Here is a 26,861-nt window from a genome sequence, read left to right on the forward strand (position 1 = left end):
CGACAAGAATTCACAACAAGAATTCAAACGGATGAAAAGGGGAACGTCCATGACCAGGAAGCCATGGTTACTGTCCGGCTTCGTCGCCTTCACGTGTCTTGCCTCGACCGCCGCCATATCAGGCCCGATCGAGAATTATTCTCCGGTCACCACGCAACGGCTGGAAAATCCGGAACCCGGCAACTGGATGCTCTATCGGCGCACCTATGACGGGCACGGCTACAGTCCGCTCGACCAGATCAACGCCTCGAACGTGAAAAACCTCACGCCGGCTTGGACCTTCGCTACGGGCGTCGTCGAAGGCCACGAGGCGCCGCCGATCGTCAACAACGGTGTGATGTTCGTGGCGACCCCGATGGGGCAGGTGATCGCGCTGAACGCGAAGACCGGCGACGAATACTGGCGCTACAAGCGGCAGCTCCCCGACGATCTGTTCCAGCTGCATCCGACCAGCCGCGGCGTCGGCCTGTGGGAGGACAAGCTCTATCTCGCCACCACCGACGACCACGTCGTCGCGCTCGACGCCAAGACCGGCAAGGTGGTGTGGGACACCAAGGTGCAGGACTACAAGAAGGGCCAGTACATGACCCTGATGCCGCTGATCGTCGACGGCAAGGTCATCGTCGGCGGCTCCGGCGGCGAATTCGGCGTGCGCGGCTATGTCGCCGCCTACGATGCCAAGGACGGCAAGGAGCTGTGGCGGACCTTCACCATCCCCGGCGAAGGTGAGCCAGGTCACGACACCTGGCAGGGAGAGGACTGGAAGAATGGCGGCGGCTCGGCCTGGATGACCGGCAATTACGACAAGGAGACCAAGACGATCTACTGGGGTGTCGGCAACGCCGCGCCATGGCCCGGCGAAACCCATCCCGGCGACAATCTCTACACCTCCTCGGTGCTCGCGCTCGATCCCAACAACGGCAAGATCAAGACCCATCATCAGTACCACCAGAACGATTCCTGGGACTGGGATGAGGTCGATGCGCCGATGCTGATCGACCTGCAGCGCGACGGCCGCAACATCAAGAGCCTGGTCCATCCGGGACGCGACGCCATCTTCTGGGTGCTCGAGCGCACGCCGACCAAGATTAACTATGTCGCCGGCTGGCCGTTCGTCTCCACGGACGTCTGGAAGGGCATCGAACCGGAGAGCGGCAAGCCGATCGTCGATCCCGCGCACAAACCGGTGATCGGCAAGCGCGTGGAGTTCTGCCCCTCACTCTGGGGCGGCAAGGATTGGCCGTCGGCGGCCTACAGCCAGAGAACCGGCCTCGTCTATGTGCCCGCCAACGAGAATTTCTGCGGCGGATTCACCGGCGAGAAAGTCGCGCTGAAGGCTGGCGAACTCTGGCTCGGCACCAAGCCGGAAGATATCGGCCTCAAGGCGAAGCCCGGCGCGGATCATTTCGGCGAGCTGCAGGCCTGGGATCCCGCGACGGGCAAGAAGGTCTGGCAGCACAACTTCCCGAAGTCGCAGCTGTTCGGATCGGTGACGGCGACCGCAGGCGATCTCGTCTTCGTCGGCGGCACCAACGACCGCAACTTCCGCGCCTTCAACGCCAAGACCGGCGAATTGTTGTGGGAGCAGAAGACCAACTCCGGCATCATGGGCATGCCGGTGTCCTATGAGATCGATGGCACGCAGTACATCGCAATCCAGTCGGGATGGGGTGTGGACGCACAGCGCATCCAGGATGCACTTGCGACCAACAACATCGGCATCGAAGCCAACGTCCCGCAGGGCGGCGTCATCTGGGTGTTCGCGCTGAAGAAATAGCTCCGCAGGCGGATCGAAAGAGGCGGAGCAGCCGGGGGGTGGCGAATGCGGCGGACGGCGACGTCCGCCGCATTTTTGCGTGTGTGATGGAATCGCGTGCGCGCTGAGAATCTCTTCCCTTCTCCCCTTGTGGGAGAAGGTGGCATAGGCGGCCTTCGGCCGCCGTTCTCGAGAACGCCGAAGCGAAGCTTCGGCTATGGCGCCGGATGAGGGGTTCTATCCACGCGCGCACTCATCGCGAGATTGACTCGCGGAGACAGACCCCTCACCCAAGCAAGATCGCATCTGCCAGCGTCGCTGCCCTCTCCCGCAAGGGGAGAGGGCACATCCATGCGCAGCCGTCAGATAATTTACTTGCCCTGGCGCTCGACCTTGTCCTTTTCCTTCTGGTTCATATCCCGAACCTTCGGATCAGGGTTGCGCTTCCCGGTGGTCTGGCTGGTCGAGGCGGGCGGGGCGTTTGCGTTCGGCAGGGAGTTCTGGTCCGGCGCGGTTGGGCGCGTCGCCGTGGTCGGCGGGGCGGTGTTGCTCTGGGCGAACGCGCCGGCGGTCGTCAAAAGAAAGGCGCCCGACAGCGAGACTGCGAGCGCCTTTGAGATGTTGGTCATCGATCCGCTCCTGTCAGATCGATGGAAACGGCCCGAGGCCGCTTGTGTTCCGGTTCACGCTTCCAATTGCTTGCCGATCGGAAGCGAGCGGATGCGTTTTCCCGTCGCGGCGAAGATCGCATTAATCAGCGCCGGCGCGAACGGCGGAACGCCGGGCTCGCCGACGCCGCTCGGCGGCGCGTCAGGTCCGGGCGGCACGATGTAGACGTTGGTCACCACAGGAGATTCGTCGATCCTGACGACCTGGAAGTCGTCAAAATTCTTCTGCTGCACCTTGCCGTCCTTGAAGGTGATCTCGCCGTATTTGGCGAGGCTCAGCCCCATGATCGCGGCGCCCTCGATCTGCGAGGCGATGCGCTCGGGGTTGACATAGGTGCCGCAATCGATCGCCGTATCGACCCTTGGCACGGTCAGCTTGCCCTTGTCGTCGACCGCGACCTCGACGATGGTCGCGATGTAGCTGACGAAGCTGCGGTGCACGGCGATGCCGAGGCCGTGGCCCTTCGGGACCTGACGGCCCCATTCGCCCTTTTCGGCGACCAGCTCGACCACCTTGCGCAGGCGCGCGGTGTCGATCGGGTAGCTGTCCTGGGGCTCGCCGTAGTTCCAGAGATCCTTCACCGCGGGCTTGACGATCCGCGGGCTGCCGATCAGCGCGAGCAGGGTTTCCTTCTGGTCGCGGCCGGTCGCCTGCGCGATCTCGCCGACCATCGACTGCACCGCGAAGGCACGCGGGATGTTCGAGACCGAGCGGAACCAGCCGATGCGGGTATGCGCGGCCGCCTCCGGATTTTCGCAGGAGATGTTGGCGATCTCGAACGGCATGTCGACGAGACCCATGCCGATCTCGAACGGCGCCTGGTGCACGGTGCCGGCGGCAAACGTCGAGGCGATGCTGGGCGCCACGCTGCGGTGGCGCCAGGCGATCACCTTGCCGCTCTTGTCGAGACCCGCCTCGATCCGTTCGACCGAGACGGTGTGCAGGAAGCCGTTGTGAATGTCGTCCTCGCGCGTCCACTGGACCTTGACCGGCGCGCCGAGCTCCTTGGAGAGCAGCGCGGCTTCGAGCGCAAAGTCGCATTTCGATTTGCGGCCGAAACCGCCGCCGAGCAGTGTGACGTTGACGGTGACGTTGCCCTCGGGAATGCCGAGCGTCTTGGCGACATCCTCGCGGGTGCCGCCGGGGCTCTGCACCGGCGCCCAAATCTCCGCCTTGTCGCCCTTAACGTCGGCGACAGCCACCGGCGGCTCCATGCTGACATGGGCGAGATGGGGGATGTAGTACTCGCCGACGATGACCTTGTCGGCGCTCTTCAAGGCGGCGTCCGCATCGCCCTCCTGGCGCAGGACGAGGCCGGGCTTGCGCGAGGCCTCCTCAAGCTCCTTGCGGTAGGCGACGGAGTCGTATTTGCCGTTGGGGCCGTCGTCCCACACGAGCTTAAGCGCGTCGCGGCCCTTGATCGCCGCACCGGTGTTGCGCGCGATCACGGCGACGCCACCGAGCGGCTGGAATTTCGACGGCCATGGCCAGCCGCGCACCTGCATCACCTTCTCGACGCCGTTGATCTTCAGCGCCGCGTCCGGATCGAACGAGACCAGCTTGCCGCCGGTCACCGGCGGGCGGGCGATCACGGCATATTTCATGCCGGGCAGCCGCACGTCGGCGCCATAGCGCGCCTTGCCGGTGGTGATGTCGTGGAGATCGACGATGCCGATCTGGCCCTTGGCGAGATAGCGGAAGTCCTTGGGGTCCTTCAGCTTGAGGCCTTCGATGCTCGGCACCGATTCCTTGGCCGCGTCGGCAGCGAGCTCGCCGAAGCCGAGCTTGCGGCCGCTGGCGTTGTGGACGACCTCGTGATTGACGGCCTTGACCTCGGTCGCCGGCACGCCCCAGCGCTTCGCCGCGGCCTGCTCCAGCATGGTGCGGGCCGAGGCGCCGATCTGGCGCATCGGGATCAAATAATGCCGCGTGCTGCGTGAGCCGTCGGTGTCCTGGTTGCCGAACTTGACCTCGTCGCCATGGGCCTGCTGCACCTTGACCCTGGACCAATCGGCTTCCATCTCCTCGGCCACGATCAGCGGCAGGCTGGTGCGCACACCGGTGCCCATTTCCGAACGGTGCCCGACGATGGTGACGATGCCGTCCGGCGCGACCGAAACGAACACGCGCGGATCGACCACGACGCCATGCGGCATCTTTCCGGCACCGGTTTCATAGGCGAATGCCTGGCGCGACATCACGGGCGCGGCAAGCACGAAGCCGCCGGTGACGCCGAGCCCCTTCAGGATGCTCCGGCGCGAGACTTTCTCGACCCTGACATGCTTTTCGAAGCCGCGAAGCTTGCGGGGATTGTCGATGAAGTTCATATCACACTCCCGTCGATGCGAGATGGACGGCGTTCTCGATGCGCTGGTAGCAGCCGCAGCGGCAGATGTTGCCGGACATCGCCTCGCGGATCTGGTCGTGCGAGGGCTTTGGGTTGTCCATCAAGAGTGCTGCGCCCTGCATGATCTGGCCGGCCTGGCAGAAGCCACATTGGGGCACGTTGAGCTCGCGCCAAGCCTTCTGCACCGGGTGATCGCCGGTGGGGTGCAGTCCCTCGATCGTCGTGACCTCGCGTCCGGCAACGTCGTTCACCGACGTGATGCAAGCGCGGACGGCCTGCTTGTCGACGATGACGGTGCAGGCGCCGCACAGGGCCTGGCCGCAGCCGTATTTGGTGCCGGTCAGTCCGGCCTCGTCACGCAGGAACCAGAGTAGCGGGAGATCCGGGTCGCCGTCCCAGCTCTGTTCCTGGCCGTTGATCTTCACCTTGATCATGATCGTCCCTCGCTCTTCATAAGCCTGTTCAATTCAAAACTAACGACGCCGCCGGGGTGCAATGCCGGTTGCGTCGTGCCGCCGCATATCCCGGCCGCGCTATCCCGCGCGGGCAGGTCCCGGCGGGCGGCAGGAATACGAATCGCAATGTCCGGATGTGCTCGATACCTCCCGTTTTGTTCTTATTTGATTGTTGTTCTTATTTGATTGCATTTCGTGCGGCATCGTGACGGCGCGAACGTAGCAGAGATCGCGCCGGCCCGGCGTTCACAGCCGAGTGTTCTCATCGGAAAAAGATTGCATCGATGGTTTGTCAAAAGCAGGGCGCGGCTTCGTGCCGCGCTGCTTGCGAAACGGGCGCAACCAAAAAAGCTTCGTCCGCGAGGAAGACTGCACGGACGAAGCAGGATGCCTCAGTCGAGGGAGGGAGAACGCAGCACCGCGAACTTCAAGCAGGAAGCCGGCGGCCCTGCGCAGTCATTCAGAGACCAGGACTGAGGAGCTGATGGCCCTCACATACGCGTGGTGCAGAAGCGCGGCATCGCCGCGATGGTCCCGGATGGGGACCGATCCGGTTCGCTGGCGGTGATAGGCACCAGCGAACCGATAGGACTTGAGAGGGCTCGGCGGCCCCGCTCGGGCAGCCTTCTTAGGCGGCTTTGGCTTTCGCCACGTGGGTCGCGATCGCGTCCATCAGCGCCGGCGACAGGCAGTCATAGGGTTCCAGCCCGATCTCCTTCAGCCGCGCACGGATGCCCGCCATCTGCTCCGGCTTCACGCCCGATTCGATCACCGAGGAGACGAAGGCGGCGAATTGCGGCGCCTGCGAGCCCTGCTCCTGGAACAGCTCAGGATGGATGAAGTCGAGCCCATAGAACGGATGGCCCTTGTTCTCGATGCGGCCGTACATGTGCGTGCCGCAGGCCTTGCAGGCATAGCGCTGGATCACCGCGGAGGGATCGACGATCTGGAGCTTGTCGCCGTTCTCGAGCACGGTGACGTTCTGGCGCGGCACCACGGCGACGACCGAGAAGGTCGCGCCCGGCGGCTTCCAGCACTTGGTGCAGCCGCAGGCGTGGTTGTGCGCGACGTCGCCCTTGATGCCGACCTTCACCGGATGGTCCGTGCATTTGCAGACCAGCGTGCCACCGGCGAAGTTGCCGCTGCCTTGTTTGATGCCGCTATCGATCGAGGGATGGAGTGCAACAGTCATGGGTCGATCCTCCTGGGGTGTGATGGCTGTAAGCTAGAACACGACGACGGAACGGATGGATTTGCCCTCGTGCATGAGGTCAAAACCCCTGTTGATTTCTTCGAGCTTGAGCGTGTGGGTGATCATCGGATCGATCTGGATCTTTCCGTTCATGTACCAGTCGACGATCTTCGGCACGTCGGTGCGGCCGCGCGCGCCGCCGAACGCCGTGCCGCGCCAATTGCGTCCCGTAACGAGCTGGAACGGCCGCGTGGCGATCTCCTTGCCGGCTTCGGCGACGCCGATGATGATCGAGGTGCCCCAGCCGCGATGGCAGGCTTCCAGTGCCTGGCGCATCACCGTGGTGTTGCCGGTGCAGTCGAAGGTGTAGTCGGCGCCACCGTCGGTGAGGCCGACGAGGTGTTGGACGACGTCGCCGGTGACCTTCTTCGGGTTGACGAAGTGGGTCATGCCGAAGCGGCGGCCCCAATCTTCCTTGGAATCGTTGATGTCGACACCGACGATCTTGTCGGCGCCGGCCATCTTGGCGCCCTGGATCACGTTGAGGCCGATACCGCCGAGGCCGAACACGACGACGTTGGAGCCCGGCTCGACCTTCGCAGTGTTGACGACGGCGCCGACGCCGGTGGTCACGCCGCAGCCGATGTAGCAGCTCTTGTCGAACGGCGCGTCCTCGCGGATCTTGGCGACAGCGATCTCCGGCAGCACGGTGAAGTTCGAGAAGGTCGAGCAACCCATGTAATGGTAGATCGGCTTGCCCTTGTAGGAGAAGCGGCTGGTGCCGTCGGGCATCACGCCCTTGCCCTGCGTCGCGCGGATCGCGGTGCAGAGGTTAGTCTTCTGGCTGAGGCAGCTTTTGCACTGCCGGCATTCCGGCGTGTAGAGCGGGATGACGTGGTCACCCGGTTTCACCGAGGTCACGCCGGGACCGATCTCGCGGATGATGCCGGCGCCCTCATGGCCCAGGATCGACGGGAAGATTCCTTCGCTGTCGAAGCCGTCGAGCGTATAGGCGTCGGTATGGCAGATGCCCGTGGCCTTGATCTCGACCAGGACTTCGCCGGCCTTCGGTCCTTCCAGGTCGACCTCGACGATCTCGAGCGGCTTCTTGGCTTCGAAAGCAACGGCTGCACGTGTCTTCATCGTAAACTCCTCAAATCTTCGTAGGACGCCAGGACGTCGTCGCGGCGATCCTGGCAACGTTCATTTCTTGCCCATGCAGGCGTCTTCCGCCTTGGTGTAGGCTTCTGTCTTCTCCTCCTTCTTGGAGGGACGCTGCCGGCCCCACGCGTCGGTGGCGCGGGCGCGCAGATAGACGTAGAGATCGTCCATGTAGCAGGCGACGTTCGGGTTGTCGCCGAAGGCCGGCATGACGTTCTCCTGCGCCGTCGAGATGTTCTTGCGACCGGAGGCGATCACGCCGATAAAGTCGCCATAGCTCATCGACTTGACGGAATCCTTCAGCGCCGGTGCGTAGGTGGATCCCATGCCGTCGGGGCCATGGCACACATGGCAGTCTGAGTGATAGCGGCGGTATCCGGAATAGGTGAACCAGTCCACGGTGCCGTCGGCCGAAATCTTGTAGGTCGGGTTTCCTTCCTTATCGAGCCACTTCCCGTCGTCTTCCTTCTTCACCGCGGTCGGGTCTCCCGGACCGTCCGCGACCGCAACTCCTCCGGACGCAACGAAGATCATCACAGCAATGACAGAGCAGATTTTACGCAAGAGATTTTTCCTCGAAGGCGTTCGGTGGAGACGAGCCGGCGCGTGGAGTTGATCCACGCGCCGGAGCGATGCTGAGCGGGGCCTAGTTCGGCAGCGAGAACACGGTCAGCGTGCCGCCGAGCGCCGTGTAGTTGCTGAGGGCCGCGTAGCCACCGACGGCGCCGAGACCGGCGGTCGGATCGGTCAGACCTGCTGCCAGACCGATGCCGGCCCAGCCACCCACGCCGGAGAGGACGGCAACGTACTGCTTGCCATTGTTCTCATAGGTGGTGACGTTGCCGATGATGCCGGAGGGAGTCTTGAACTTGTAGAGCTCCTTGCCGGACTTGGCATCGACTGCCTTCAGGTAGCCTTCGAGCGTGCCGTAGAACACCACGCCGCCAGCGGTTGCGAGCGCACCCGACCAGACCGAGAACTGCTCCTTGTTCGACCAGACGATCTTGCCGGTCTTGCCGTCCCAGGCGATGAAATTGCCCATGTGGCTTTCACCCTGCGGCGGATACATCGAGAGCGTCGCACCCACATAGGGCTGGCCCGCGGTGTAGCTCACCTTGAACGGTTCGTAGTCCATGCAGACGTGATTGGTCGGAACGTAGAACAGCTGCGTGTCCGGCGAGTAGGCTGCCGGCTGCTCGTCCTTGGTGCCGAGCGCGGCCGGGCAGATGCCCTTCACGTTGACGTCCTCGCCCGCCTTGTCGGTCGAAGCTGCGTCGAGCACCTTCGGACGGCCGTAGGTCGGCGAGCTCTTGTTCATGTCGACGCCGGAGGTCCAGTTCACCTTCGGATCGTACTTTTCGGCGACCAGCAGTTCGCCGTTCTCACGGTCCAGGGTGTAGGCGAGACCGTTGCGGTCAAAATGGGTCAGGAGCTTGCGAGGCTGCCCATTGATCTGCTGATCCGTGAGGATCATCTCGTTGACGCCGTCATAGTCCCACTCGTCATGGGGCGTCATCTGGTAGACCCACTTGGCCATGCCGGTGTCCGCGTCGCGCGCGAAAATGGTCATCGACCATTTGTTGTCACCGGGACGCTGCTTCGGATTCCAGGTCGAGGGGTTGCCCGACCCGTAATAGACCATGTTCAAAGCGGGATCGTAGGAGATCCAGCCCCAGGTGCAGCCGCCGCCGATCTTCCACTGATCGCCCTGCCAGGTCTTCAGGCTGGAGTCAGCTCCGACCGGCTTGCCGAGCGACGTCGTCTTGGCCGGATCAAGCTTGATCTGGTCATCCGGACCTTCGGAATAGGCGCGCCAGACCTGCTTGCCGCTCTTGAGATCGTAAGCGGTGACGTGGCACTGGACGCCGAATTCACCACCGGAGATGCCGACCAGGACCTTGTCCTTGACGACCAGCGCGGCCGACGTACCGGTCTCGCCCTTCGCAGGATTGCCGTTGGTTGCCGACCAGGCCACTTGGCCGGTCTTGGCGTCGAGCGCGACGAGGTTGGTGTCGGCCTGATGCAGGATGATCTTGCCGTCGCCGTAAGACAGGCCGCGGTTGACCGTGTCGCAGCACATCACCGGGATGACGTTCGGATCCTGCTTCGGCTCGTACTTCCAGATGATCTTGTTCTCGTTGGAAAGGTCAAGAGCGTAGACCTTGTTCGGGAACGGCGTGTGGACGTACATCACGTTGCCGATGATCAGCGGGCCGCCTTCGTGACCACGCAGCACGCCGGTCGAGAAGGTCCAGGCGACCTGGAGCTTGCCGACGTTCTGTGCATTGATCTGGTTCAGCTTGGAATAGCGGGTATTGGCGTAATCGCCCGCCGGCATCACCCAGTCTTTCGGGTTCTGCGACATCTTGATCAGCTCGTCATTGGCTGAGGCGCTGCCGACGGCGAGAGCCGCCGCGGAGCCAAGATAGGTCGCCAGTAGCACCTTGCGCATAGTTAATTCCTCCGTTGGTCGTTTATTGTTTCCGAAGCATTGCTTAAATCACCGGGCTTCTCGTCCGGCGTCTGCTCGTGCAGGGCGGTCACGATCGAGACCAGAAACGATGCTGTGCTGTTTCCTCCTCCTGATGAGAGCCACGGGTCCGTGTGCAGGGGCGGCCCGTTCTTGTTGTTCCTGCCGCAATCCCTAACGACTTCGTCAATGGGAAACTTGCCCAAGAGAGAAGCCGGTTTGCTCGACAGCGCACGGGCGCGAAGATTTTGATTTTGCAGTAGCGAATTCAGCAGTTTCCGCGCCGGCTTGCGCGGCGGCCCGCGCCTATGTTCCCCTTGACGGCGCTGCAACTAAGGCGGAGGATTAAGTTTCAAAGGTGGCAGTGGAACGGAGGCGCAAGTTCCAAAAGATCGCCTAAGTTTGAGGTAAACGTCACGCAATCACGGCTGAGGGCTCCAGCAGCGCTGGTCGCGATTCGCGTCGAATCTCCGGATCAAACCAGTGGCTGGATCAATGTCCGACACAATTCACACGCTCTCGACGACCGGGCTGACGCCGAAGCGGCAGATCCAGAGCTGGATCGATGGGCTGACGAGCCTGTGCGGCTATTTCGACGTCGATCCGCTGGAGGCCTCCTCGCTCGAAGGTCGCATCGACTACACCACCGTCTCGCGCCTGAAGCTCTGCCAGATCGAGGTGAGCCAGCACCGCATCGCGCACACAATGGCGCGCGCCAAGGCCAACGAACATCCCTACATCAAGATTCACTTCCAGACCTACGGCGTGTCCTATTTCGAACAAGAGGGCCGCCACATCGAACTCAACCCTGGCGACATCATCGCCTATGACGTCTCCTGCCCGCATTCGATCATCAGCCCCGCCTTCACCCGCCACGACGTGGTGATCGTGCCGAAGGCGCTGCTGCGCGACCGCGGCTTTCCCTCGCAGCGGATGCCGGCGTGCAAATTGTCGGCGAAGACCGGGACGGGGCGGATTGCCCATGATTTCGTCCACGCCACCTTCGACGAGGCGGCGAAGCTGTCGGCGAACAGCGCGGTCGGCGTTGCCGATTCGCTGATCGACCTCTTGCTGCTGCCGCTGCGCGAGGCCGACACGATGTTCGACCGTGTCGGACCGGAAGCGATGTATGTGCGTGCGCAGTTCTTCATCCGCGAGCATCTGCGCGATCCGGATCTGTGCATCGATCAGATCTCGACCGAGCTCGGCTGCTCCAAGCGCTATCTGCACATGCTGTTCTCGGAGCGCGGCACGACGGTGAGCGACTACATCTGGCAGGCGCGCCTGCAGAACTGCCGCCAGGAGCTCGAGGCCCACGCCGGCAAGACCATCACCGACGTCGCGTTCTCCTGGGGCTTCTCCAGCTCATCGCATTTCAGCCGCGTGTTCCGGAAATATTTTGGCGTGGTGCCGTCCTCGATCCACAAGGCGCAGCAGGGCACCGCGAGCTCGAACGAGCATTAGAGCATGATCCGGAAAAGTGTGCAGCGGTTATCCGAAAAGATCATGCTCAAACAACAACCTCAAGTGCGACGACGACTCGTCCTAATCCAATCGCGCTTTGGGCTCGTCGCGCTGCGGCCGGTCGCCGACAATGTTGTGCCGGCCGCGTAGCGTCGGCTGCGACGTCTGTCACGCCGACATGGCGATATAGGAAAGGCTGGCCAAGAGAGCGGCAAGCAAGCGCGACCGCGCCTTCTCCCGGTTCAAGCCGGCTCGAGGCCGAGCGACTTCGCGCTCTCGATCCAGACCGGCAATTCGCGCTGATACAGCGCATTGGTTTCCTTGAACCCCAGAGCCGGTTCGAGCACGAAGGTCGCGAGAACCTCCTTCACCTTCGGATCGTTGTTGGCCGCGACGCAAAGCTCGGCTAACCGGTCGACGACCGGCTGCGGCGTCGCCTTCGGCACCGCCCAGCCGGTGAAGCCGCTCACGGTGAAGAATTTCGACGTCGCGCCCTGTTCGGGGAGCGTCTTCACGGTCGAAATCGCGTCGACCTTCTTCGAATGCACCGCGAACACGGTGCCGCGGTCGCTTTGCAGGACTGATTGCGCCGCCGTATAGCTGCCCATCGCGGCATCGAGCGTGCCTTCCAGCATTCCGGTCCACATCGGGGCTTCGCCGCGATAGTGGACGGGCTCGATGGAAAGACCGTATTGCTTGTTGAGCTCGTTGATCGTCATGTGCGGGGCCGATCCGGCGCTGTAGGTGCCGAAATTCACCCTGCCACTCTTGCGCGCGAAGGCGACGAAATCCTCCAGCGTCTTGACGCCGGTCTTGGGGTTCGCGACCAGCAAGAGGCCAGCGCCGGGAATGACGCTGGCGAGGGTCAGGTCCCTGTCCATGTCGTAGCCCGGATTCTTCATCACCACCCGGTTCATGATGTAGGTGGTCGAGATCGAGCATAGCACGGTGTGGCCATCGGGCTCGGCGCGGGCGACCTCTGCGGTGCCGATTGCGCCCGAGGCTCCGGGCTTGTTCTCGATGACGACGGTCTTGCCGACCTGCTTGGCGATGAATTCGCCATAGGCGCGCGCCAGCAGGTCGGTCTGTCCGCCGGCGGGATAACTGCAAATCATGCGGATCTGCCGCGACGGCCACGCAGCTTGCGCCGAGGCGCCGCGCGAGACGAAAGGCATCGCGAGGGCGCTGGCGCCGGCTGCGACGAAGTGGCGGCGATCGAGCTTTGCGGACATGGTTCTCTCCCCGATTTGCTCCGAGGGTACTGCATCAAGCCGTCGCTGCCATGGCCGACAGGCGAGACAGATTGGCGCATTGGAGGAAGGCTGTCCTGTTCGGCTCGGGATGAACACCCAATTGCCGAGCGTGCAGAAATGTTCGCCATAGCGCGTCGCCGCCACCGCAAGGAAGCCGGCAAGTGCCGTCAGCATTACGAATAGCGGCTTGATGGGGCTTGCGAGGAAGAGAGCAGCAAAGGTGACGATACTGCGTGGCGGTCGTGGTTCAATCGATGGGCCGCGGCGTACTGGATTCCCCGCCTTCGCGGGGAATGACAGCGGAGTTGATGGATAGGCCCGCGTGCCATCGCTCTTCGCGACGAACACTCACCGCTGAATGATCTTCATCCAGACATCGCCGAGGATCGCAGGCTCGCGCGGCGGCAGATAGGTGAGGCCGGCCTGCCTACCGAATTCGGCGATCTTTCCCTCCGCGGCAAGCTCCGTCAGCGCCGTGTTGACGGCCTCGATCAGCGCGGGATCGCTGGCAAGCCCGACATAGCCGCGATTGGCGCCGATCGGATAATAGTAGCCGGACGCGGTGATCGCCGTATCGGGGTGCGCGGCGCGATGGGCGTCGAAGCGCGCAAGATCGACCAACGTCGCGTCATGGTCGCCGCGCTGGAGCGCGCCGAGGAGGTCGTCGCGGCCGGGCACGAGATGAGTGATGTTGTCGATCAGGCGGCCCTTGTCGAAGGTCATCAGGATGGCATCGCCGAGCGAGCCGCTTTCGATGACGAGGCGAAGGCCGGCGAGATCGCCGATGTCGCCGATCTTGCGGCCCTTCGCCTTCGGCCCGAGCACCACCGTCATCGGCGAATAGACGTAGGGCTGGCTCGGCGCGAGCACGCCGAGCGCGACGCGGCGGCGCCGGTCCTCGCGCGTGGCGCCGGCGAAATCCGGCAGGCGCGCCGTTTTCATGCCGGGCTTGACGAGCGAATCCTGCGTCAGCGCGTAGCCGCCGACCAACGCGCAGCGCCCGTCCGAGAGCAGCGCATTGGCCTCGAGCTGTGGGCTGGAATCCTCATCGAGCTTGCTCTCGAACCACTGGATCGTCACCGGCCGTCGCAGGCGCTCGGCGACCGCCTGCGCCAGCAGCATGTCGAAGCCCGCATCCGGCTTGCCCTTTTGATGCACCGAGAGCGGCGGCCGGCCTTCATCGAGGCAGATCCTCAGCGGATCATCCGCTGCGCGTGCAACCGTAGGCGCCGCCGCGAGGATCGCGGCAACGCTCCATGCGGCGAGCCAACGCCTCATGGCCGTCTCCGGCTGGAGATAAAGGCCCAGAGATCTCCGATCTGGTCGTCGCTGAGGATGTCGCCCCAGGGCGGCATCTTGTTGTTCTTGCCGTTCTTCACCGTGGTGACGAAGCGCGTCTTGTCGTCAGGGATCGCGCGCAGGTCCGGCGTGATGGTGCCGGAGTTCATCAGGTTGGGGCCGTGGCAGTGCGAGCACTTTTCGGCATAGGTCGATTTGCCGTGGTCGATCTGCGCCTGCACGGGACCACCGGTGGCGTCATCGGCGGCACGAACGGTCGCCGCGAACGCGACCGTCAGCACCGCGACGGCGGCGAAGATCGCCGCCGCCTTGTGAGATATCTCTTTCAGCATCGTACCTGTGGTCACTGCTTGACTGCAAAGACCCACAGCGAGCCGCCGGGCGGCACCTTGGCCAGCCGCTCGTCGCCGGAGAACAGCGAGTAGACGCCGCCATAGCCGCTCGTCACTGCGACATATTGCACGCCGTCCTGCTGCCAGGTGACCGGCTGTCCCTCGATGCCGGAGCCGGTCTGGAACTGCCAGAGCTTCTTGCCGCTTTCGGCATCGAAGGCCTCGAACTCGCCGGTCAGCGCGCCCGTGAACACGACGTCGCCTGCGGTCGATAGCACGCCGGAGAAGCGCGGGATGTCGACGGGAGCCTCCCACTTCGCCTTGCCGGTCAGGGGATCGATCGCCTTGAGATGGCCGCGCGGGCCGTCTCCGTACTCCCAGAGGTCGGTCAGGTCCATGCCGAGATACCATTCACCCTGCTTGAAGGTGACGGGCTCGGTCTTGTACCTGCCGCCGAAGGCGAGCGTGTTGGCATAGGCCAGTCCGGTCTGCGGATTGAACGACATCGGCTCCCAGTTCTTGCCGCCGAGGATCGACGGATAGACGGTCACCTTCTTGCCTTCGCGCGCGTCCTTCGAAACGTCGGTCTCGATCGGACGTCCGGTCTTCATGTCGATGCCGGTCGCCCAGTTGACCTTCACGTACGGGTTGGCCGCGAGCAGCTTGCCGTTGGTACGGTCGAGCACGTAGAAGAAGCCGTTGCGGTTGGCGTCCATCAGCACCTTGGTCGGCTTGCCCTCGACGTTCATGTCGGCGAGCACCATCTCGGCCACGCTGTCATAATCGAACGGATTGTTCGGCGAGAACTGGTAGTGCCACTTGATCTTGCCGGTCTTGGGATCCATCGCCAGCACGGAGCATGTGTAGAGATTGTCGCCGGGCCGCACCGCCGAGTTGAACGGGCCGGGATTGCCGATGCCCCAGTAGACCGTGTTCAGCTCGGGATCGTAGGACCCGGTGATCCAGGTCGAGCCGCCGCCGAGCTTCCAGGTGTCGCCCTTCCAGGTGTCGCCGCCGGGCTCGTCCGGCGAGGGGATCGAATGGGTGCGCCAGAGATGCTTGCCGGTCGCCGGATCCCAGCCGTCGATGAAGCCGCGCGTGCCGAACTCGGCGCCGGAGATGCCGGTGATGACGACGCCGTCGGCGACCAGCGGGGCCACCGTCATCGAATAGCCTTCCTTGATGTCGGCGGCCTTCTGCCGCCAAAGCTCCTTGCCGGTCTTGGCGTCCAGCGCGATCACGTTGGCGTCCAGCGTGGTGCGGTATACCTTGCCGTCGTAGAGCGCGGCGCCGCGATTGATGATGCCGCAGCAGACGATGCGCGGCGTCTCGGCGGGATACTCGACCTTGGTTTTCCAGATCTGCTTGCCGGTCTTGGCATCCACCGCCATGGTCGCATTGTGCGAGGTCACGTAGATCACGCCCTGGTACACCAGCGGCTGCGATTCCTCGCTGCGATCGTCGTTGAAAGAGTAGTTCCAGACCGGGACGAGGTTCTTGACGGTGTCCTTGTTGATCTGGTTCAGCGTCGAGAAACGCTGGAGATTGTAGCCCATCCCGTAATTGAGAACGTTCGATGTATCGGTCGCGCCCTTGACCAGTTGCTCGGTGGTCTGTGCGCTTGCACAAGTCGATGCAAGCATGACGAGGCTCGCGGCCATCGCAAAGCGTTTCATCCGTTCCTCCCAATATGCGCGTCTTTTGACGCTGCGGAACAACACTCCGCCCGAATGCAAAACGCGTCAATACGAAAGTCGCGAATGCGACGCCAACATGTTGAACGCCGGAGCCCAGTCACCTGACGGAAACCTGACAACCCGCTCTCACTTGTGCGCAGACGCTGGAGAATTCCGTGACGCGAAGCGGCCCGGACGGAAGCGGCTAGGCTGGCGTGGCCAGGTTTCGTAAGTTGTAGCGCGCGCTGGTTGTAGTTTCCGACTTGAACCGGGGCTCGCTTATGGACTTATGTCGGTTCGATCCGCTCGAACCGAGTTCTCAGGAGGTTTCGATGAGGTCACGTCGCTCAATTGCGTTTGCGCTCACGATCGCGTTGCTGTCCGGTCCGGCCCTCGCGGCATCCGGCAACGCGGTCAAGATGTTCGATACCGACAATGACGGCACGCTCGATCTCGCCGAGGTGAAGAAGGCGGCCAGCGCATTGTTCGCCAAGCTCGACCCCGATCACGACGGCACGCTCGATGCACGCGAGTTGCGCGGGCGGTTGTCGGCGAAAGAGCTCGCCGCCGCCGATCCCGATCGTGACGGGACGCTTACGCTCGACGAATACCTGTCCGTGGTGGAGCAGCGCTTCAACGCGGCCAATCCGGACAAGGACGGCACGCTCGATGCAAAAGAGCTGAACGCGCGGGCCGGCCGCGCGCTGCTGCGGCTGCTGCGCTGAGCGCGTACGCCCGGAACGGACGTGGCGCGGCATTGCGATTAATTCCGCTCCGACACTCGGAACATCGGGCTGCCGGGCCTGTTCTCCCCGAAATGGCCTGCCTGGCGTTGTGGGGCTGCGCGGCGGGAGGAGAGGAGATCATGCAGATGAACACCAAACGATCCGTTCTTGCTGCCTGCGCGATCCTGACGTTGAGCGCCGGTGTCGCCGTCGCGGGCCCCTGCAAAACCGGCAGTGCAGCCAGTGACAAGGATGCCGGGTCTGGCCCGGTCACGGTGGGCTCGGCGCAATCCCATTCATCGAGTTCGCCGAGCGACACCAGTCAGCATCCGCCGACCAGCACGATGAATCGTGCGAGTGGCGAAACGCCGGCTTCATCCGAGGATGCGCAGCGGCAGATGCAGAGTGAACCGACGGCGGCTCAGCAGGCCGAAGGTGCCAAGCCGAATCCGGCAATGGCCGACAAGGACTGCTGACGACGCGGCGCTGGTCGTGCCGATTCGAGGCACGGTGTGTCGCGCAAGGTGATGTCCTCCAGGTCTGTGCTTGACCAAGAGGGAACTGGCTTTGCCCGAGAGAGAAATGCAGCCGCGAAGAATCGACACAGACGCGTTCGGCATTCGAATCGGCGCTTGAACTATAGGGGACCGAGCCCTAGGTTTTGCCCCGCGCGATGTCGCGCTCAATACCTTGGGAGACCCCGAATGGCTTGGAAAGCTCCGAAGATCGTGGAAGTGCCGGTCGGCATGGAAATCAACATGTACGCCTGCGCTTCGCGCAAGTAAGACTAACGACCTGCCGCGGCTTCGATGGCAAACGCCGTCGAAGCCGTGGCAGTGTCGGATCCTCGCCCGCCGTAGGCATTACGCGGTGTGGTTGACGCGCTTTGCCATAGATGCAAAGCCACACACGAGCAGCGCTTCACTGCTCTCCCCATCAAAATCTCGACCATGCTCCGCGGCGGTGTGTTACGATGACGCCGGGTCAGCGCTGCTGCCGCATCAAAGCGCGGGGGGCGCCTTTAGGGCACGGGATGCGCGGCGGAGCTCGCAAATTTTGGCTGATGATTGCGTGCGCGGGCGTGCTGGCACCGGCTTCTGCGTACGCCGAGGAGGGCTTCGATACCGAGCACATCTTCGGCTTCATCATCGGCACCGATGTCGGCACTGTCGGCGAGCGCGAATTCCAGAGCGAGACGACGGGACGATTCGGTAAGGGCGGGGGGAGCTATCGCGCGCTCGCGCAGGAGGTCGAGATCGAGGTGGTGCCGCTGCCGAACTTCCGCATCGAGGTCGGCGGCACCGCCAGCTTGCACGACATCACCGGCGTCCCCGACATCGACGATCGTCGCCAGTTCAACTTCCAGGGCGCCTCGCTCGACCTGCGCTATCGCCTGCTCGACCGCGAGCACGCGCCGTTCGGCCTGACTGTCGCTGCCGAGCTCCATGGCGAACGCATCGACGAGACCAGCGGCGCGAAGGGACGGATGTACGGCACCGATTTCACGCTCGCGTTCGACCGCGAGCTCGTGCCGAACTTCGCCATCGTTGCGCTCAATCTGATCTATCAGCCGGAATGGGCGCGCTTCGAGGTGGCGGGACTCTCCGAGAAGAGCTCGACGATCGGGGCGGCGTTCGCCGGCATGGTGCGGGTGCGGCCCAATGTGCTGCTCGGCGGGGAGATGCGCTACTTCCGGCAATACGAAGGCATCGGCCCCGGCGAGTTTTCGGGCCAAGCCCTCTTCGTCGGCCCGACCGCCTACTTCCAGCTCTCCGAGCGCTCGCGCCTGACCTTGAGCTGGAGCATGCAGGCCTGGGGACGTCCGGCCGGGTCATCCGCCAATCTCGACCTCGTCAATTTCGAGCGCCACCAGGCGAGGGTTGTGTTCGGGGTCAACTTTTAGGGCGCAAGTGCGCAAGGGAACGAAAACACTTCAATTTCAGCCCCGGTTTGAAACTTCCCGCTCCTTGGAACGTATCCTTTCGTGCTAATCTCCATCGCCTTTTGCGACAGGATCCCGGCATGAACCCGATTGACCTGGTGGTGACTGTGTGTGCGGTGCTCTCGCCTGCGACCTGCGAGGAGCAGCATCTGGTGTTCAACTATTCCGGGTCGCCGCGGCAATGTGCGATGGCTGCGCCGCCCTATATCGCGCAATGGGTGGGCGAGCATCCGAAGTGGCATGCGGTGCGGTGGCGCTGCGAATATCCGCACCCGAACGACAAGGCGTGAGCCGCGAGGGTCTATTCGCCGGCTACTTGGTGCAGTCCTTCAGATCCTTGTCGGCGATCGAGAACACCGCATCCGCCCTGATCTCGATGTCGCGGACGATGCATTGGCGTGAATTGGGGTAGCTGACCTTGGCATCATAGCGGCCCGGCTCGACGCCGGTGATGCGCAGCCGCTCGTCGTGGTCGACCTCCTTGTCCTTGTCGTTCAAGCATTGGTTCGGACCCCAGTCGGTCCTGCCGGCGGGAGCGAGCTGGAAGCCGGAGATCGTCTCTGTCGTCAGATTCCAGAGCCGGATGCCCTTGCCCTTGGCCTGTGCGGCGGCTTCGCCGGCAAGCGTCAACAACGCGATCAAAGCTAGAACCCAACGCATCAGCCAGTCCTCCCAAAGGCGGGCCGTCATTCCCTGATCAGGCGCTCGCGGTTCTTTGCCTTGTCGAAATTTTTGGCGCGGTCAAGGCCGTTCGGTGCGATCAGCTTCGCCGAGACGAGATCGGCGCCGTCGAAATCGGCGTCGATGACGATGGCGCCGGTCAGATCGGCTCCGCCGAGTTCGGCGTTTTTCAGTGATGCACCGCTCAGGTCGGCGCCCCTGAGGGCCGCGAATTGGAGGTCGACGCGCGACAAATCGGCGTTGCGCGCATTCAGTCGTTCCAGATTGGCGGATCTGAGCACCGCGCGCATCAGCCCCATCGACTGGTTGCGCATGTCGGCGCCGAGCTTCGCGTCCGCGATCGAGGCGCCGACCATGCTTGCGCCGGTGAGATCGGCAGCGATGCGTGCTCCCGACAGGTTCGCGCCGTCGAGACGCGCGCGGGCCATTTGCGACGCGAACAGATTGGCGCCCTTCAGGCTTGCGCCGGTAAGATCCGCATCCAGCAGCCACGCCTGATCGAGGATTGCACGGTCAAGCTTGGCGTCTCGGAGTATTGTCTTGTTGAGCCGCGCGGCGCGGAGAACCGCGTTGGACAGGTCCAGCCCCGAGAGATCGAGGCCCGACAGGCGTTTGCCGGTGAAATCGGCAGGCTGCGCGGCGCTCGCTTTGGCCAGCACGGCCTCGACCTCTGGCCTGGTCATTTCGGCCGAGACCATCGCGGGGGAGGTGAGGTCGACGTCACGCATCATGTCCTGCGCGCCCGCCGGGATCGTGACGAGTGCAAGACCAAGCATTGCAAGCGTTGAGAGGGCGACCGTCCGCGTCATCATCAACTCCGCCGCCGGCCAATCTAGCACATCCGCCAAGCGACCGGCTATGAGATATCTCGCTCGGCGCGGTCGCCTTGAGTTCGTTGGGCGAGGCCGGCCTTGATCGCCGCAATCTCGGCTTCGCCGCGAGTGTCGCGCGGGATGTCGATAGGTACCTCTGCCACGATCCGCGTTGGCCGGGCCGACAGGAAGAACAGCCGATCGCCCAGGTGCACTGCATCGTCCAGGCTATGTGTCACCAAAAGCGTCATCACTGGCCGGCTCGCGACGAGCGTCGCAATCTCATCCCGCAGGCGTCCAGCGAGAGCGTCATCGAGCGATGCCAGCGGCTCGTCAAGCACCAAAATATCCGGCTCGACGGCAAAGGCGCGGGCCAGCGCGACGCGCCGGGCAAGCCCCAGCGACAATTCGCCGGGGAAATGGCTGCGATGTGCCTCCAGCTCTAGGATTTTGAACAGCTCCGACAGCTTGGCGTCGCTGACATCGGGTGCAGCGAGCCGCACATTCTGCTCGACCGAACGCCACGGCAGCAGCCGCGGCTCCTGGAATACCATGCCGATCCGCGCCTGCGGCGGCCGTTCGATCCGCCCCTGAAACTCGTGATCGAGCCCCAGGATGATGCGCAGCATCGTGCTCTTGCCACAGCCGGAGGGGCCGATCAGCACGCCGACCTCGCCGGACTGAAGCGTGAACTTGACCGGCGCCAGCACCTCGTGCGTTCCGCCGGCGGCACTTTTGAACGTCTTGCCTGTGATCTCGACCTCAAGCCGCACGGGGCCGCCACCGTGTTGCGCGGGCTTCGAACGGCTGCACCAGCAAGGTTTCGATGACGAGCACGACTGCGGCGAAGGTCAGCGAATAGGCGAGCAGCCGCGGCGTGTCGAACAGCTGGAAGGCGACACCGATCTCGAAGCCGACGCCGTTCGGACGGCCCAGCAGCTCGGCGACCAGCACGATCTTCCATACCAGCGACAATCCGGAGCGCGCGGAGGCTGCGATATAGGGCGCAAGCTGCGGCAGCACGACGTGGCGGAAGGCGCGCCAGCGCGGCATCGCAAACACGCTCGCCATCTCGTCGAGCGAGCGGTCGAGCGCGCGGGCGCCCTCGCGCAAGGTGACGATGGCGGTCGGCAGCTTGTTGATGGCGATTGCTGCGATCGCAGCGGCCTCGGTGAGGCCAGCCCAGATATAGGCCAGCACGATCACGACCAAGGCGGGTAAATTGAGCAGCAGGATCAGCCAGGGATCGCCGAGCCGGTCGGCAAGCTTCACCCGTCCCATCAGATAGCCGATGGCGCTGCCGAGCGACATCGCCAGCACGAAGGCGAGGGTGACGCGCGCCAGCGTGGCGCCGAGATGCAGGAACAACGCGCCGCTCGCGGCCTCCGCGATCATCACCTGGAGCACGGCGGGCGGGGAGGGCAGCTTTGCGCCGCCGGCGAACAGCGCGGCGATCCACCAGACTGCGAGGAATAGGACAAAGGAGAGAAGACGCAGCACCTCAGTCTCCGGGGACCGCGTGATAGAAGGTGCCGGGATCGAGCTCGGCCGCCGGCCCGACGAGGTCGCGGCCACCGGTCTCGGCGAGCACGCGGTAGAGCACGCGCGCATCCGCCTCCTCGTCGGCAATGCTCCGGCGCGGGATGCCGTCGCGATAGCGGTCGCGATAGGTCTTGAGCATGGCCGGATCGATGGTGCCGGTAAGCGGTGCGATCTTGTCCCAGGCCGCGTCCGAGGTCACCAGCAGCTCTTTGGCCTTGCGGGTCATCGCGATGAAGCGCGCCACGGCGTCACGATGGCTTGCCGCCCAACTCTCGTCGAAGACATAGCCGACCGCGGCGACCGCGCCCTTGGCGCCGAGTTTTGGCAGGATGTCCTCGATGCCGGCGAGGCGGCGAAAGCCCTTGGCCTCGAGCTGCGCGCAGAAATTCCAGAAGTTGAGGCTCGCATCCATCTCGCCGTCGAGCGCCTTGGCGGCGATCAGGGGTGGGGCGCCATAGACGATGGTCGCCGCAGACTTCAGGTCGATACCGTCCTGCTTCATGCGAGCCTGGAGCAGCAGCCAGCTCTTATCGATCGCTCCGCCGGCGACGGCGAGCTTGCGTCCCCTGAGGTCGGCGAGCGTCTTGATTGGCGAAGCCGCCGGCACCATCACCGCGCCGAGCGCGCTGGAATAGGGATAGAAGGTGAGCTTGGCGCCGAGCGCGCGCTCGCGCGACACCCACAACCAGTCCGACAGGATGATGTCGGCGCTGCCTGCGCGCATCGCGATCTTGCCCGCTTCCGTGCTCGCGAGCTCGTTGACCTCCAGCGACAAATCGGCCTGCTTGTCCAGACCGCTCGCGCGGATCGCGGCCAGCTCCCAGGAGAATGTTCCGGTTTTCTGCACCGCAAGGCGGATGGTCTCCGCGGCGCGGCCGGGTGCGGCTAGCGTCAACGCCAGCGTCACCGCGAGCGCCAATGTTCGACCAAGTACCTTTATCGCACCAAGTGCTCTCATCACCTTATGAGCCGTTTCCTCTGACGGAGTGCTTTTCAGGACAATACGCATAGCATAGCTTTGGTCGCAACCACCGGGAGGATACGCATGAAACTGGCGGGACAGCTACGACCGATTGTCGCCGCAATGGCGGTATTGGCGGCGACCGCATGTGGGGCGCAGGCCGAGGACGCCAATGATTATCCGACGTCGGCACGCGCCGAGTACGTCTACGGCTGCATGAAGGCCAATGGCGAGACGCGGTCTACGATCGAGCAATGTTCCTGCTCGATCGACGTGGTCGCCTCGATCGTGCCCTATGCGCGCTACGTCACCGCGGAGACCGCGCTCAGCATGTCCCAGGTGCGCGGTAATCTCGGCGTCCAGTTCCGCACCTCGGAGCAGGCGAATTCGGCCGTGAATGATTTGAGGCGCGCGCAGGCGGAAGCCGAGGTGAGGTGTTTCTAGCTGCCTCACGCTTTGTACTCAACGTATCCGTCATGCCCGGGCTTGTCCCGGGCATCCACGTTCTTATGGTCGGCGCGAAGTTCGTGGATGGCCGGGACGAGCCCGGCCATGACGTCCGAGGGACTTAAGTCCCCGGCTTCTCCACGTCCCATTCATTGCGGAACACGTGCCCATCGGTGTCCTTTGCCTCCGCGCGGAAGCGCTTGGCGCCGTTGGAGACGTAGGTGAAGCGCAGATTGGGATCTTCCGAGATCGAGATACCGCCTTCCATCGACAGCACGGGGCTGTCGTCCTGCGTCAGCTTGAGCTGGTTGATGAAGAAGGCCGGGATATAGAGCTGCGTGACCTGGTCCATCTGCAGGCCGGAATTGTTGGGATGGCCGATCATGATCTGCGCCTCGCGCACGCGGCTCGCCGGCGCCTCCTCGCGTGCGAATTGCCGGTAGCGCATCTGGCCGAGCCGGTTCCTGGCTTCCTCGATGTTCTTGCCCGCCGGTGCCGAGCAGCCGCCGGAGGCCTTCACATAGACCTTCGAGACATAGAGCTGGCCGTCGCTGAGCTCGGCCACCGCATGCACGTCGGTGTAGTTGTTGACGCGCACGCGCGTCGAGATCTCCGTGACATTGGCATCCGGCCCGAGCTCGAACTTCGCGGCCATCGGCGCCGGGTTGCGGTCGATCACCAGCGTGATCGAACGGATGCGGCGCGCATCGCCGGGCGACAGCTTGCTGCGCAACGTCACCGGCACGATGGCCGCGTCCTCGGCGCGATAGGGCATCTCGATGCCGATCACGGCGCTGCCGTCGTTCATCGGACGGCTATTGAAGATGTCCTGCACCAGGCCCGGCCAGGGATCATAGGCCTCTTCCGCCTGCGCCGGCACGGCGAAGGCGATGCCGAGCAGTATGGCGGTCAAGGTCAGGCGGCGAGTGCATGCCATCATGGTCACGGTCCTGCGGGCGTTTCGCCATCCTAGCGCGCCCGCTACTCCCATTCAATTTCCGAAAATGCTGCGGTTGCGTTGCGGGCATTGTAGTCCTCGAACAACTCCCAGCGCGGCCGTTCCGACGCGGCAGCCTTGTCGGCGGCGGTTCGGATCGGTTCGCCCTTCTTGTTCAGAGCGCGGACGTCGGACAGCAGCGTCGACAGATAGCGTCGCTCATCGGTCAGTGCGGCAGGCCAGTCGCTCACGGGGCCGTGACCGGGAACGACGCGCAGCGCCGGAATAGCCTCCAATCCCTTCAGCGTGTCGAGCCAGCCGCGGATGCTGCCGTCCATGACCGGAATGTGGCGGAGAAAGACAAGGTCGCCCGCGAACAGGGTTTTGCTCGTCTCGTCGAACACGGTCAAATCAGCGTCGCTGTGCCCGGCCGGCCAGGCGCGCAAGATCAGTCGGCGCGACCCGAGATCGAGGGTCGTCATGTCCGAAACGAGCAGGGTAGGGGCAATGATCTTCACGGGATCGATCAGCTCACTGCCCATGATGCGGCGGAAATTGTCGAGATAGAAAGGCCCGCGCGCCGCGAGCGCCTGCGGAAGCTTGCTATGGCCGACGAAGGTGGTGTTTCCGGCGGCGAAGGCCGCATTGCCGAAAATATGATCGGGATGACCGTGGGTGTTGATGACGTAGCGGATCGGCTTGGGCGTCGTCGCCCGCACGGCGGCCAGCAGTGCCTCGCCTTCGCGTAGGCTCCCGCCGGTATCGATCACAGCCACCGCATCATCGCCCACGATGAAGCCGACATTGGCGATGTCGCCCTCGTTCGCGCGGGTCATCAGGGCGATGGTCCCGGAGTGTACGAAGATTCCCGGCGCGACTTCGCTCACAGGCAATTCGGATGCCCCGGCGCGTGCTAGCGTGGCGATCCCCAGCAGGGACAAGGCTGCGATCATTGAAGCGATGAAAGACACTTTTCCGCCTCAGTTCAGAGGGTTTGCGCGCATTGCGCTGCAACAAAGCAAAGCCAACACCAAGCTGGCAAAACTTGGCGCGTCATGCGTTGCATGGATAACATTCAAACAAAACGAGGAGGAAGCGCGATGACGGAGGCCGGACGACATCGTCGCTGGTTGTTTTCACTGTGGATCCTGATGGCATCCTGCGCGTTTGGCGATGCTGCGATCGCGCAGACCAACGACACCGGCGACCTCTCCTTCGAATTGGTGGACCCGAAGGTGCTGCGCGTCTGCGCCGATCCGCGCAATCTGCCATTCTCCAACGAGAAGGGCGAGGGGTTCGAGAACAAGCTCGCCGAGTTCTTGGCGGACAAGCTCCAGAAGAAGCTCGACTACGTCTTCTTCCCGCAGGCCACCGGCTTCGTGCGCATGACGCTGGGTGCGCATCGCTGCGACGTCATCATGGGCTTCCCGCAGGGCGACGACCTCGTGCAGGGCACCAATCCCTATTACCGCACGACTTATGCGCTGGTCGCCAAGGCCGGCAGCGGACTCGAGGACGTCGATACGCTGGAGGACGCCCGCCTGAAAGGCAAGCATGTCGGCATCGTCGCCGGCACGCCGCCGGCGACCAACATGGCGATCGCCGGTCTGATGGGCGATGCAAAGCCTTATCCGCTCATGATCGACACCCGCTTCGACAATTCGGCTCAGGCGATGATCGACGATCTCGCCGCCGGCAAGATCGACGCCGGCGTGCTGTGGGGCCCGATGGCCGGCTACTATGCGAAGAAGATAGGCTCTTCGCTCCACGTTACGCCACTGGTGAAGGAAACCACCGGGCCGAAGCTGGTCTATCGCATCGGCATGGGCGTGCGTCCGGCCGACCAGAACTGGAAGCGGCAGCTGAACAAGCTGATCCAGGAGAACCAGGGCGAGATCAACAAGATCCTACTCGACTTCGGCGTCCCGCTGCTCGACGAGAGCGACCGGCCGCTCGGCGCGGAGACGGTCAAGAAGACGCCATGAAACGGCATCTTGCCGTTGCGCTGCTCGCCGCTGTTCTGGCAGGGCCGGCATTGGCGCAGCAGCAGGAGCCGTTCGAGCCCGAGGGATATCGCACCGACAATTACCGCGCGCCGGTGCCAGCGACGCTTGTGGGCGCGCGTGTGCTGACGACGGCGGAAGCGGAGGCGATCTGGCGCGCGAGGAGCGGTGCGTTCATCGACGTGATGCCGCGGCCGCCGAAGCCGAAGAACCTTCCCGCAGGCACCGTCTGGCGCGATGCGCCGCGCAAGAACATTCCGGGCAGCCTGTGGCTGCCGGACACGGGCTACGGCGCGTTGCCGCCCGCCATGGACGCCTATCTGCAGCGCGGCCTCGCGCTTGCCTCGCGCGGCGACAAGGCCGCGCTGCTCGTGATCTATTGCCTTGCCGATTGCTGGATGTCCTGGAACGCCGCCAAGCGCGCGCTGGCGTACGGCTACTCCAACATCGCCTGGTACCCTGACGGCACCGACGGCTGGGAGGACGCAAAACTCCCGACCGAGGAAGCGCAGCCCGAGCCGCGGCCGGAGCAGTAACGATTGGGCGCAGGTACGCTCCCTCGCCACGCTCGCGGGGAGAAGGTTGGGGGGCTCCGCTATCACGCGGTTAGCAATAGATACACAGCTCCCTCCTCGTCATTGCGAGCCAACGGGTCCGCGCGAAGCGCGGCCCGATGACAGGCTCCGCGAAGCAATCCAGAATCTTTCCGCGGAACTCTGGATTGCTTCGCTTCGCTC

29 protein-coding genes are annotated in these 26,861 nt (G+C 63.8%); 11 read left to right on the top strand and 18 right to left on the bottom strand.

Annotation, left to right across the window (positions count from 1 at the left end):
* The first annotated feature begins 49 nt into the window (after positions 1-49).
* On the top strand, positions 50-1,777 hold the full coding sequence (locus CWO91_RS00310) for a methanol/ethanol family PQQ-dependent dehydrogenase (protein ID WP_130211746.1): 1,728 nt from the start codon (positions 50-52) through the stop codon (positions 1,775-1,777).
* 350 nt (positions 1,778-2,127) lie between these two features.
* On the opposite strand, the gene CWO91_RS00315 is transcribed toward CWO91_RS00310, so the two are convergent.
* The 7 genes from CWO91_RS00315 to xoxF5 all read right to left on the bottom strand — a co-directional run bounded on the left by CWO91_RS00315 (position 2,128) and on the right by xoxF5 (position 10,032).
* Entirely contained in the window at positions 2,128-2,385 is a 258-nt protein-coding gene (locus tag CWO91_RS00315) for a hypothetical protein (RefSeq protein WP_130211747.1), read from the bottom strand.
* A 54-nt stretch (positions 2,386-2,439) separates the two neighbouring features.
* Positions 2,440-4,752, bottom strand: a complete 2,313-nt coding sequence (locus CWO91_RS00320) for a xanthine dehydrogenase family protein molybdopterin-binding subunit (protein WP_130211748.1) — start codon at positions 4,750-4,752, stop codon at positions 2,440-2,442.
* A gap of 1 nt (position 4,753) precedes the next feature.
* Positions 4,754-5,206: a (2Fe-2S)-binding protein gene (locus CWO91_RS00325; RefSeq protein ID WP_130211749.1), complete on the bottom strand. Its 453-nt coding sequence runs from the start codon at positions 5,204-5,206 to the stop codon at positions 4,754-4,756.
* A gap of 649 nt (positions 5,207-5,855) precedes the next feature.
* Positions 5,856-6,419 (bottom strand): S-(hydroxymethyl)glutathione synthase, encoded by a 564-nt coding sequence (gene gfa / locus CWO91_RS00330; RefSeq protein ID WP_130211750.1) that lies wholly within the window; start codon positions 6,417-6,419, stop codon positions 5,856-5,858.
* A 33-nt stretch (positions 6,420-6,452) separates the two neighbouring features.
* Positions 6,453-7,562, bottom strand: a complete 1,110-nt coding sequence (locus CWO91_RS00335) for an S-(hydroxymethyl)glutathione dehydrogenase/class III alcohol dehydrogenase (protein ID WP_130211751.1) — start codon at positions 7,560-7,562, stop codon at positions 6,453-6,455.
* 60 nt (positions 7,563-7,622) lie between these two features.
* Positions 7,623-8,114, bottom strand: coding sequence for a c-type cytochrome, methanol metabolism-related (locus CWO91_RS00340; protein WP_130211797.1), 492 nt, complete (start codon positions 8,112-8,114; stop codon positions 7,623-7,625).
* Between the two features lie 112 nt (positions 8,115-8,226).
* Positions 8,227-10,032 (bottom strand): lanthanide-dependent methanol dehydrogenase XoxF5, encoded by a 1,806-nt coding sequence (gene xoxF5, locus CWO91_RS00345; protein ID WP_091896396.1) that lies wholly within the window; start codon positions 10,030-10,032, stop codon positions 8,227-8,229.
* A gap of 513 nt (positions 10,033-10,545) precedes the next feature.
* On the opposite strand from xoxF5, the gene CWO91_RS00350 reads away from it, so the two are divergent.
* Positions 10,546-11,514: a helix-turn-helix domain-containing protein gene (locus CWO91_RS00350; RefSeq protein WP_091896399.1), complete on the top strand. Its 969-nt coding sequence runs from the start codon at positions 10,546-10,548 to the stop codon at positions 11,512-11,514.
* Positions 11,515-11,756: 242 nt separating this feature from the next.
* Here the strand turns inward: CWO91_RS00350 and CWO91_RS00355 are convergent, their stop codons facing one another.
* The 4 genes from CWO91_RS00355 to CWO91_RS00370 form a co-directional block, all read right to left on the bottom strand.
* Positions 11,757-12,746 carry a Bug family tripartite tricarboxylate transporter substrate binding protein gene (locus CWO91_RS00355; protein WP_130211752.1) on the bottom strand — a complete coding sequence of 330 codons (990 nt, stop codon included), beginning with the start codon at positions 12,744-12,746 and terminating at the stop codon, positions 11,757-11,759.
* A 369-nt stretch (positions 12,747-13,115) separates the two neighbouring features.
* Positions 13,116-14,045 carry a substrate-binding periplasmic protein gene (locus CWO91_RS00360; protein WP_130211753.1) on the bottom strand — a complete coding sequence of 310 codons (930 nt, stop codon included), beginning with the start codon at positions 14,043-14,045 and terminating at the stop codon, positions 13,116-13,118.
* Positions 14,042-14,398, bottom strand: coding sequence for a c-type cytochrome (locus CWO91_RS00365; protein ID WP_130211798.1), 357 nt, complete (start codon positions 14,396-14,398; stop codon positions 14,042-14,044). Before CWO91_RS00365 ends, CWO91_RS00360 begins: the two co-directional genes overlap by 4 nt.
* An 11-nt stretch (positions 14,399-14,409) precedes the next feature.
* Positions 14,410-16,074 (bottom strand): methanol/ethanol family PQQ-dependent dehydrogenase, encoded by a 1,665-nt coding sequence (locus tag CWO91_RS00370; protein WP_130211754.1) that lies wholly within the window; start codon positions 16,072-16,074, stop codon positions 14,410-14,412.
* Positions 16,075-16,406: 332 nt separating this feature from the next.
* On the opposite strand from CWO91_RS00370, the gene CWO91_RS00375 reads away from it, so the two are divergent.
* From CWO91_RS00375 to CWO91_RS00395, 5 genes are all read left to right on the top strand, one after another.
* A complete protein-coding gene (locus CWO91_RS00375; RefSeq protein ID WP_130211755.1) occupies positions 16,407-16,799 on the top strand; it encodes a calcium-binding protein in 393 nt (130 codons plus the stop codon).
* Between the two features lie 140 nt (positions 16,800-16,939).
* Positions 16,940-17,275 (top strand): hypothetical protein, encoded by a 336-nt coding sequence (locus CWO91_RS00380; RefSeq protein WP_130211756.1) that lies wholly within the window; start codon positions 16,940-16,942, stop codon positions 17,273-17,275.
* Positions 17,276-17,503: 228 nt separating this feature from the next.
* Positions 17,504-17,584, top strand: coding sequence for a pyrroloquinoline quinone precursor peptide PqqA (gene pqqA, locus CWO91_RS00385; RefSeq protein WP_008562446.1), 81 nt, complete (start codon positions 17,504-17,506; stop codon positions 17,582-17,584).
* Between the two features lie 278 nt (positions 17,585-17,862).
* Positions 17,863-18,702, top strand: coding sequence for a hypothetical protein (locus tag CWO91_RS00390; protein ID WP_245471079.1), 840 nt, complete (start codon positions 17,863-17,865; stop codon positions 18,700-18,702).
* 119 nt (positions 18,703-18,821) lie between these two features.
* Complete coding sequence (locus tag CWO91_RS00395; RefSeq protein ID WP_130211758.1) at positions 18,822-19,031, top strand: hypothetical protein; 210 nt, start codon at positions 18,822-18,824, stop codon at positions 19,029-19,031.
* 22 nt (positions 19,032-19,053) lie between these two features.
* Here CWO91_RS00395 and CWO91_RS00400 read toward each other — a convergent pair whose 3' ends face one another.
* From CWO91_RS00400 to CWO91_RS00420, 5 genes are read right to left on the bottom strand one after another with little or no spacing between them, the layout of a single operon-like run.
* Positions 19,054-19,401, bottom strand: a complete 348-nt coding sequence (locus tag CWO91_RS00400; RefSeq protein ID WP_130211759.1) for a hypothetical protein — start codon at positions 19,399-19,401, stop codon at positions 19,054-19,056.
* 26 nt (positions 19,402-19,427) lie between these two features.
* Positions 19,428-20,231: a pentapeptide repeat-containing protein gene (locus CWO91_RS00405; protein ID WP_165405153.1), complete on the bottom strand. Its 804-nt coding sequence runs from the start codon at positions 20,229-20,231 to the stop codon at positions 19,428-19,430.
* A 47-nt stretch (positions 20,232-20,278) separates the two neighbouring features.
* Positions 20,279-21,007, bottom strand: coding sequence for an ABC transporter ATP-binding protein (locus CWO91_RS00410; protein ID WP_130211761.1), 729 nt, complete (start codon positions 21,005-21,007; stop codon positions 20,279-20,281).
* Positions 20,997-21,734, bottom strand: coding sequence for an ABC transporter permease (locus tag CWO91_RS00415; RefSeq protein ID WP_130211762.1), 738 nt, complete (start codon positions 21,732-21,734; stop codon positions 20,997-20,999). Before CWO91_RS00415 ends, CWO91_RS00410 begins: the two co-directional genes overlap by 11 nt.
* 1 nt (position 21,735) lies before the next feature.
* Positions 21,736-22,734, bottom strand: coding sequence for an ABC transporter substrate-binding protein (locus CWO91_RS00420; protein ID WP_130211763.1), 999 nt, complete (start codon positions 22,732-22,734; stop codon positions 21,736-21,738).
* Positions 22,735-22,821: 87 nt separating this feature from the next.
* On the opposite strand from CWO91_RS00420, the gene CWO91_RS00425 reads away from it, so the two are divergent.
* A complete protein-coding gene (locus CWO91_RS00425; protein WP_130211764.1) occupies positions 22,822-23,181 on the top strand; it encodes a hypothetical protein in 360 nt (119 codons plus the stop codon).
* Between the two features lie 124 nt (positions 23,182-23,305).
* Here the strand turns inward: CWO91_RS00425 and CWO91_RS00430 are convergent, their stop codons facing one another.
* Both CWO91_RS00430 and CWO91_RS00435 read right to left on the bottom strand, forming a co-directional pair.
* Positions 23,306-24,124, bottom strand: a complete 819-nt coding sequence (locus CWO91_RS00430) for a quinoprotein dehydrogenase-associated SoxYZ-like carrier (protein WP_165405154.1) — start codon at positions 24,122-24,124, stop codon at positions 23,306-23,308.
* Between the two features lie 41 nt (positions 24,125-24,165).
* The gene (locus CWO91_RS00435; protein ID WP_130211766.1) at positions 24,166-25,092 is read right to left on the bottom strand and encodes a quinoprotein relay system zinc metallohydrolase 2; all 927 of its coding nucleotides are present in this window, start codon (positions 25,090-25,092) and stop codon (positions 24,166-24,168) included.
* On the opposite strand from CWO91_RS00435, the gene CWO91_RS42590 reads away from it, so the two are divergent.
* The 3 genes from CWO91_RS42590 to CWO91_RS00445 are packed head-to-tail and all read left to right on the top strand — an operon-like array spanning position 25,040 to position 26,660.
* Positions 25,040-25,225, top strand: a complete 186-nt coding sequence (locus CWO91_RS42590; RefSeq protein ID WP_165405148.1) for a hypothetical protein — start codon at positions 25,040-25,042, stop codon at positions 25,223-25,225. The two genes, CWO91_RS00435 and CWO91_RS42590, sit on opposite strands and share 53 nt — an antisense overlap.
* A complete protein-coding gene (locus tag CWO91_RS00440; RefSeq protein ID WP_130211767.1) occupies positions 25,222-26,106 on the top strand; it encodes a substrate-binding domain-containing protein in 885 nt (294 codons plus the stop codon). The genes CWO91_RS42590 and CWO91_RS00440 overlap by 4 nt, the downstream gene beginning before the upstream one ends.
* Entirely contained in the window at positions 26,103-26,660 is a 558-nt protein-coding gene (locus CWO91_RS00445; RefSeq protein ID WP_130211768.1) for a PQQ-dependent catabolism-associated CXXCW motif protein, read from the top strand. Before CWO91_RS00440 ends, CWO91_RS00445 begins: the two co-directional genes overlap by 4 nt.
* Positions 26,661-26,861: the final 201 nt, after the last annotated feature.

The organism is Bradyrhizobium genosp. SA-3, assembly GCF_004212635.1.
In the GTDB taxonomy this organism is placed as follows: Bacteria; Pseudomonadota; Alphaproteobacteria; order Rhizobiales; family Xanthobacteraceae; genus Bradyrhizobium.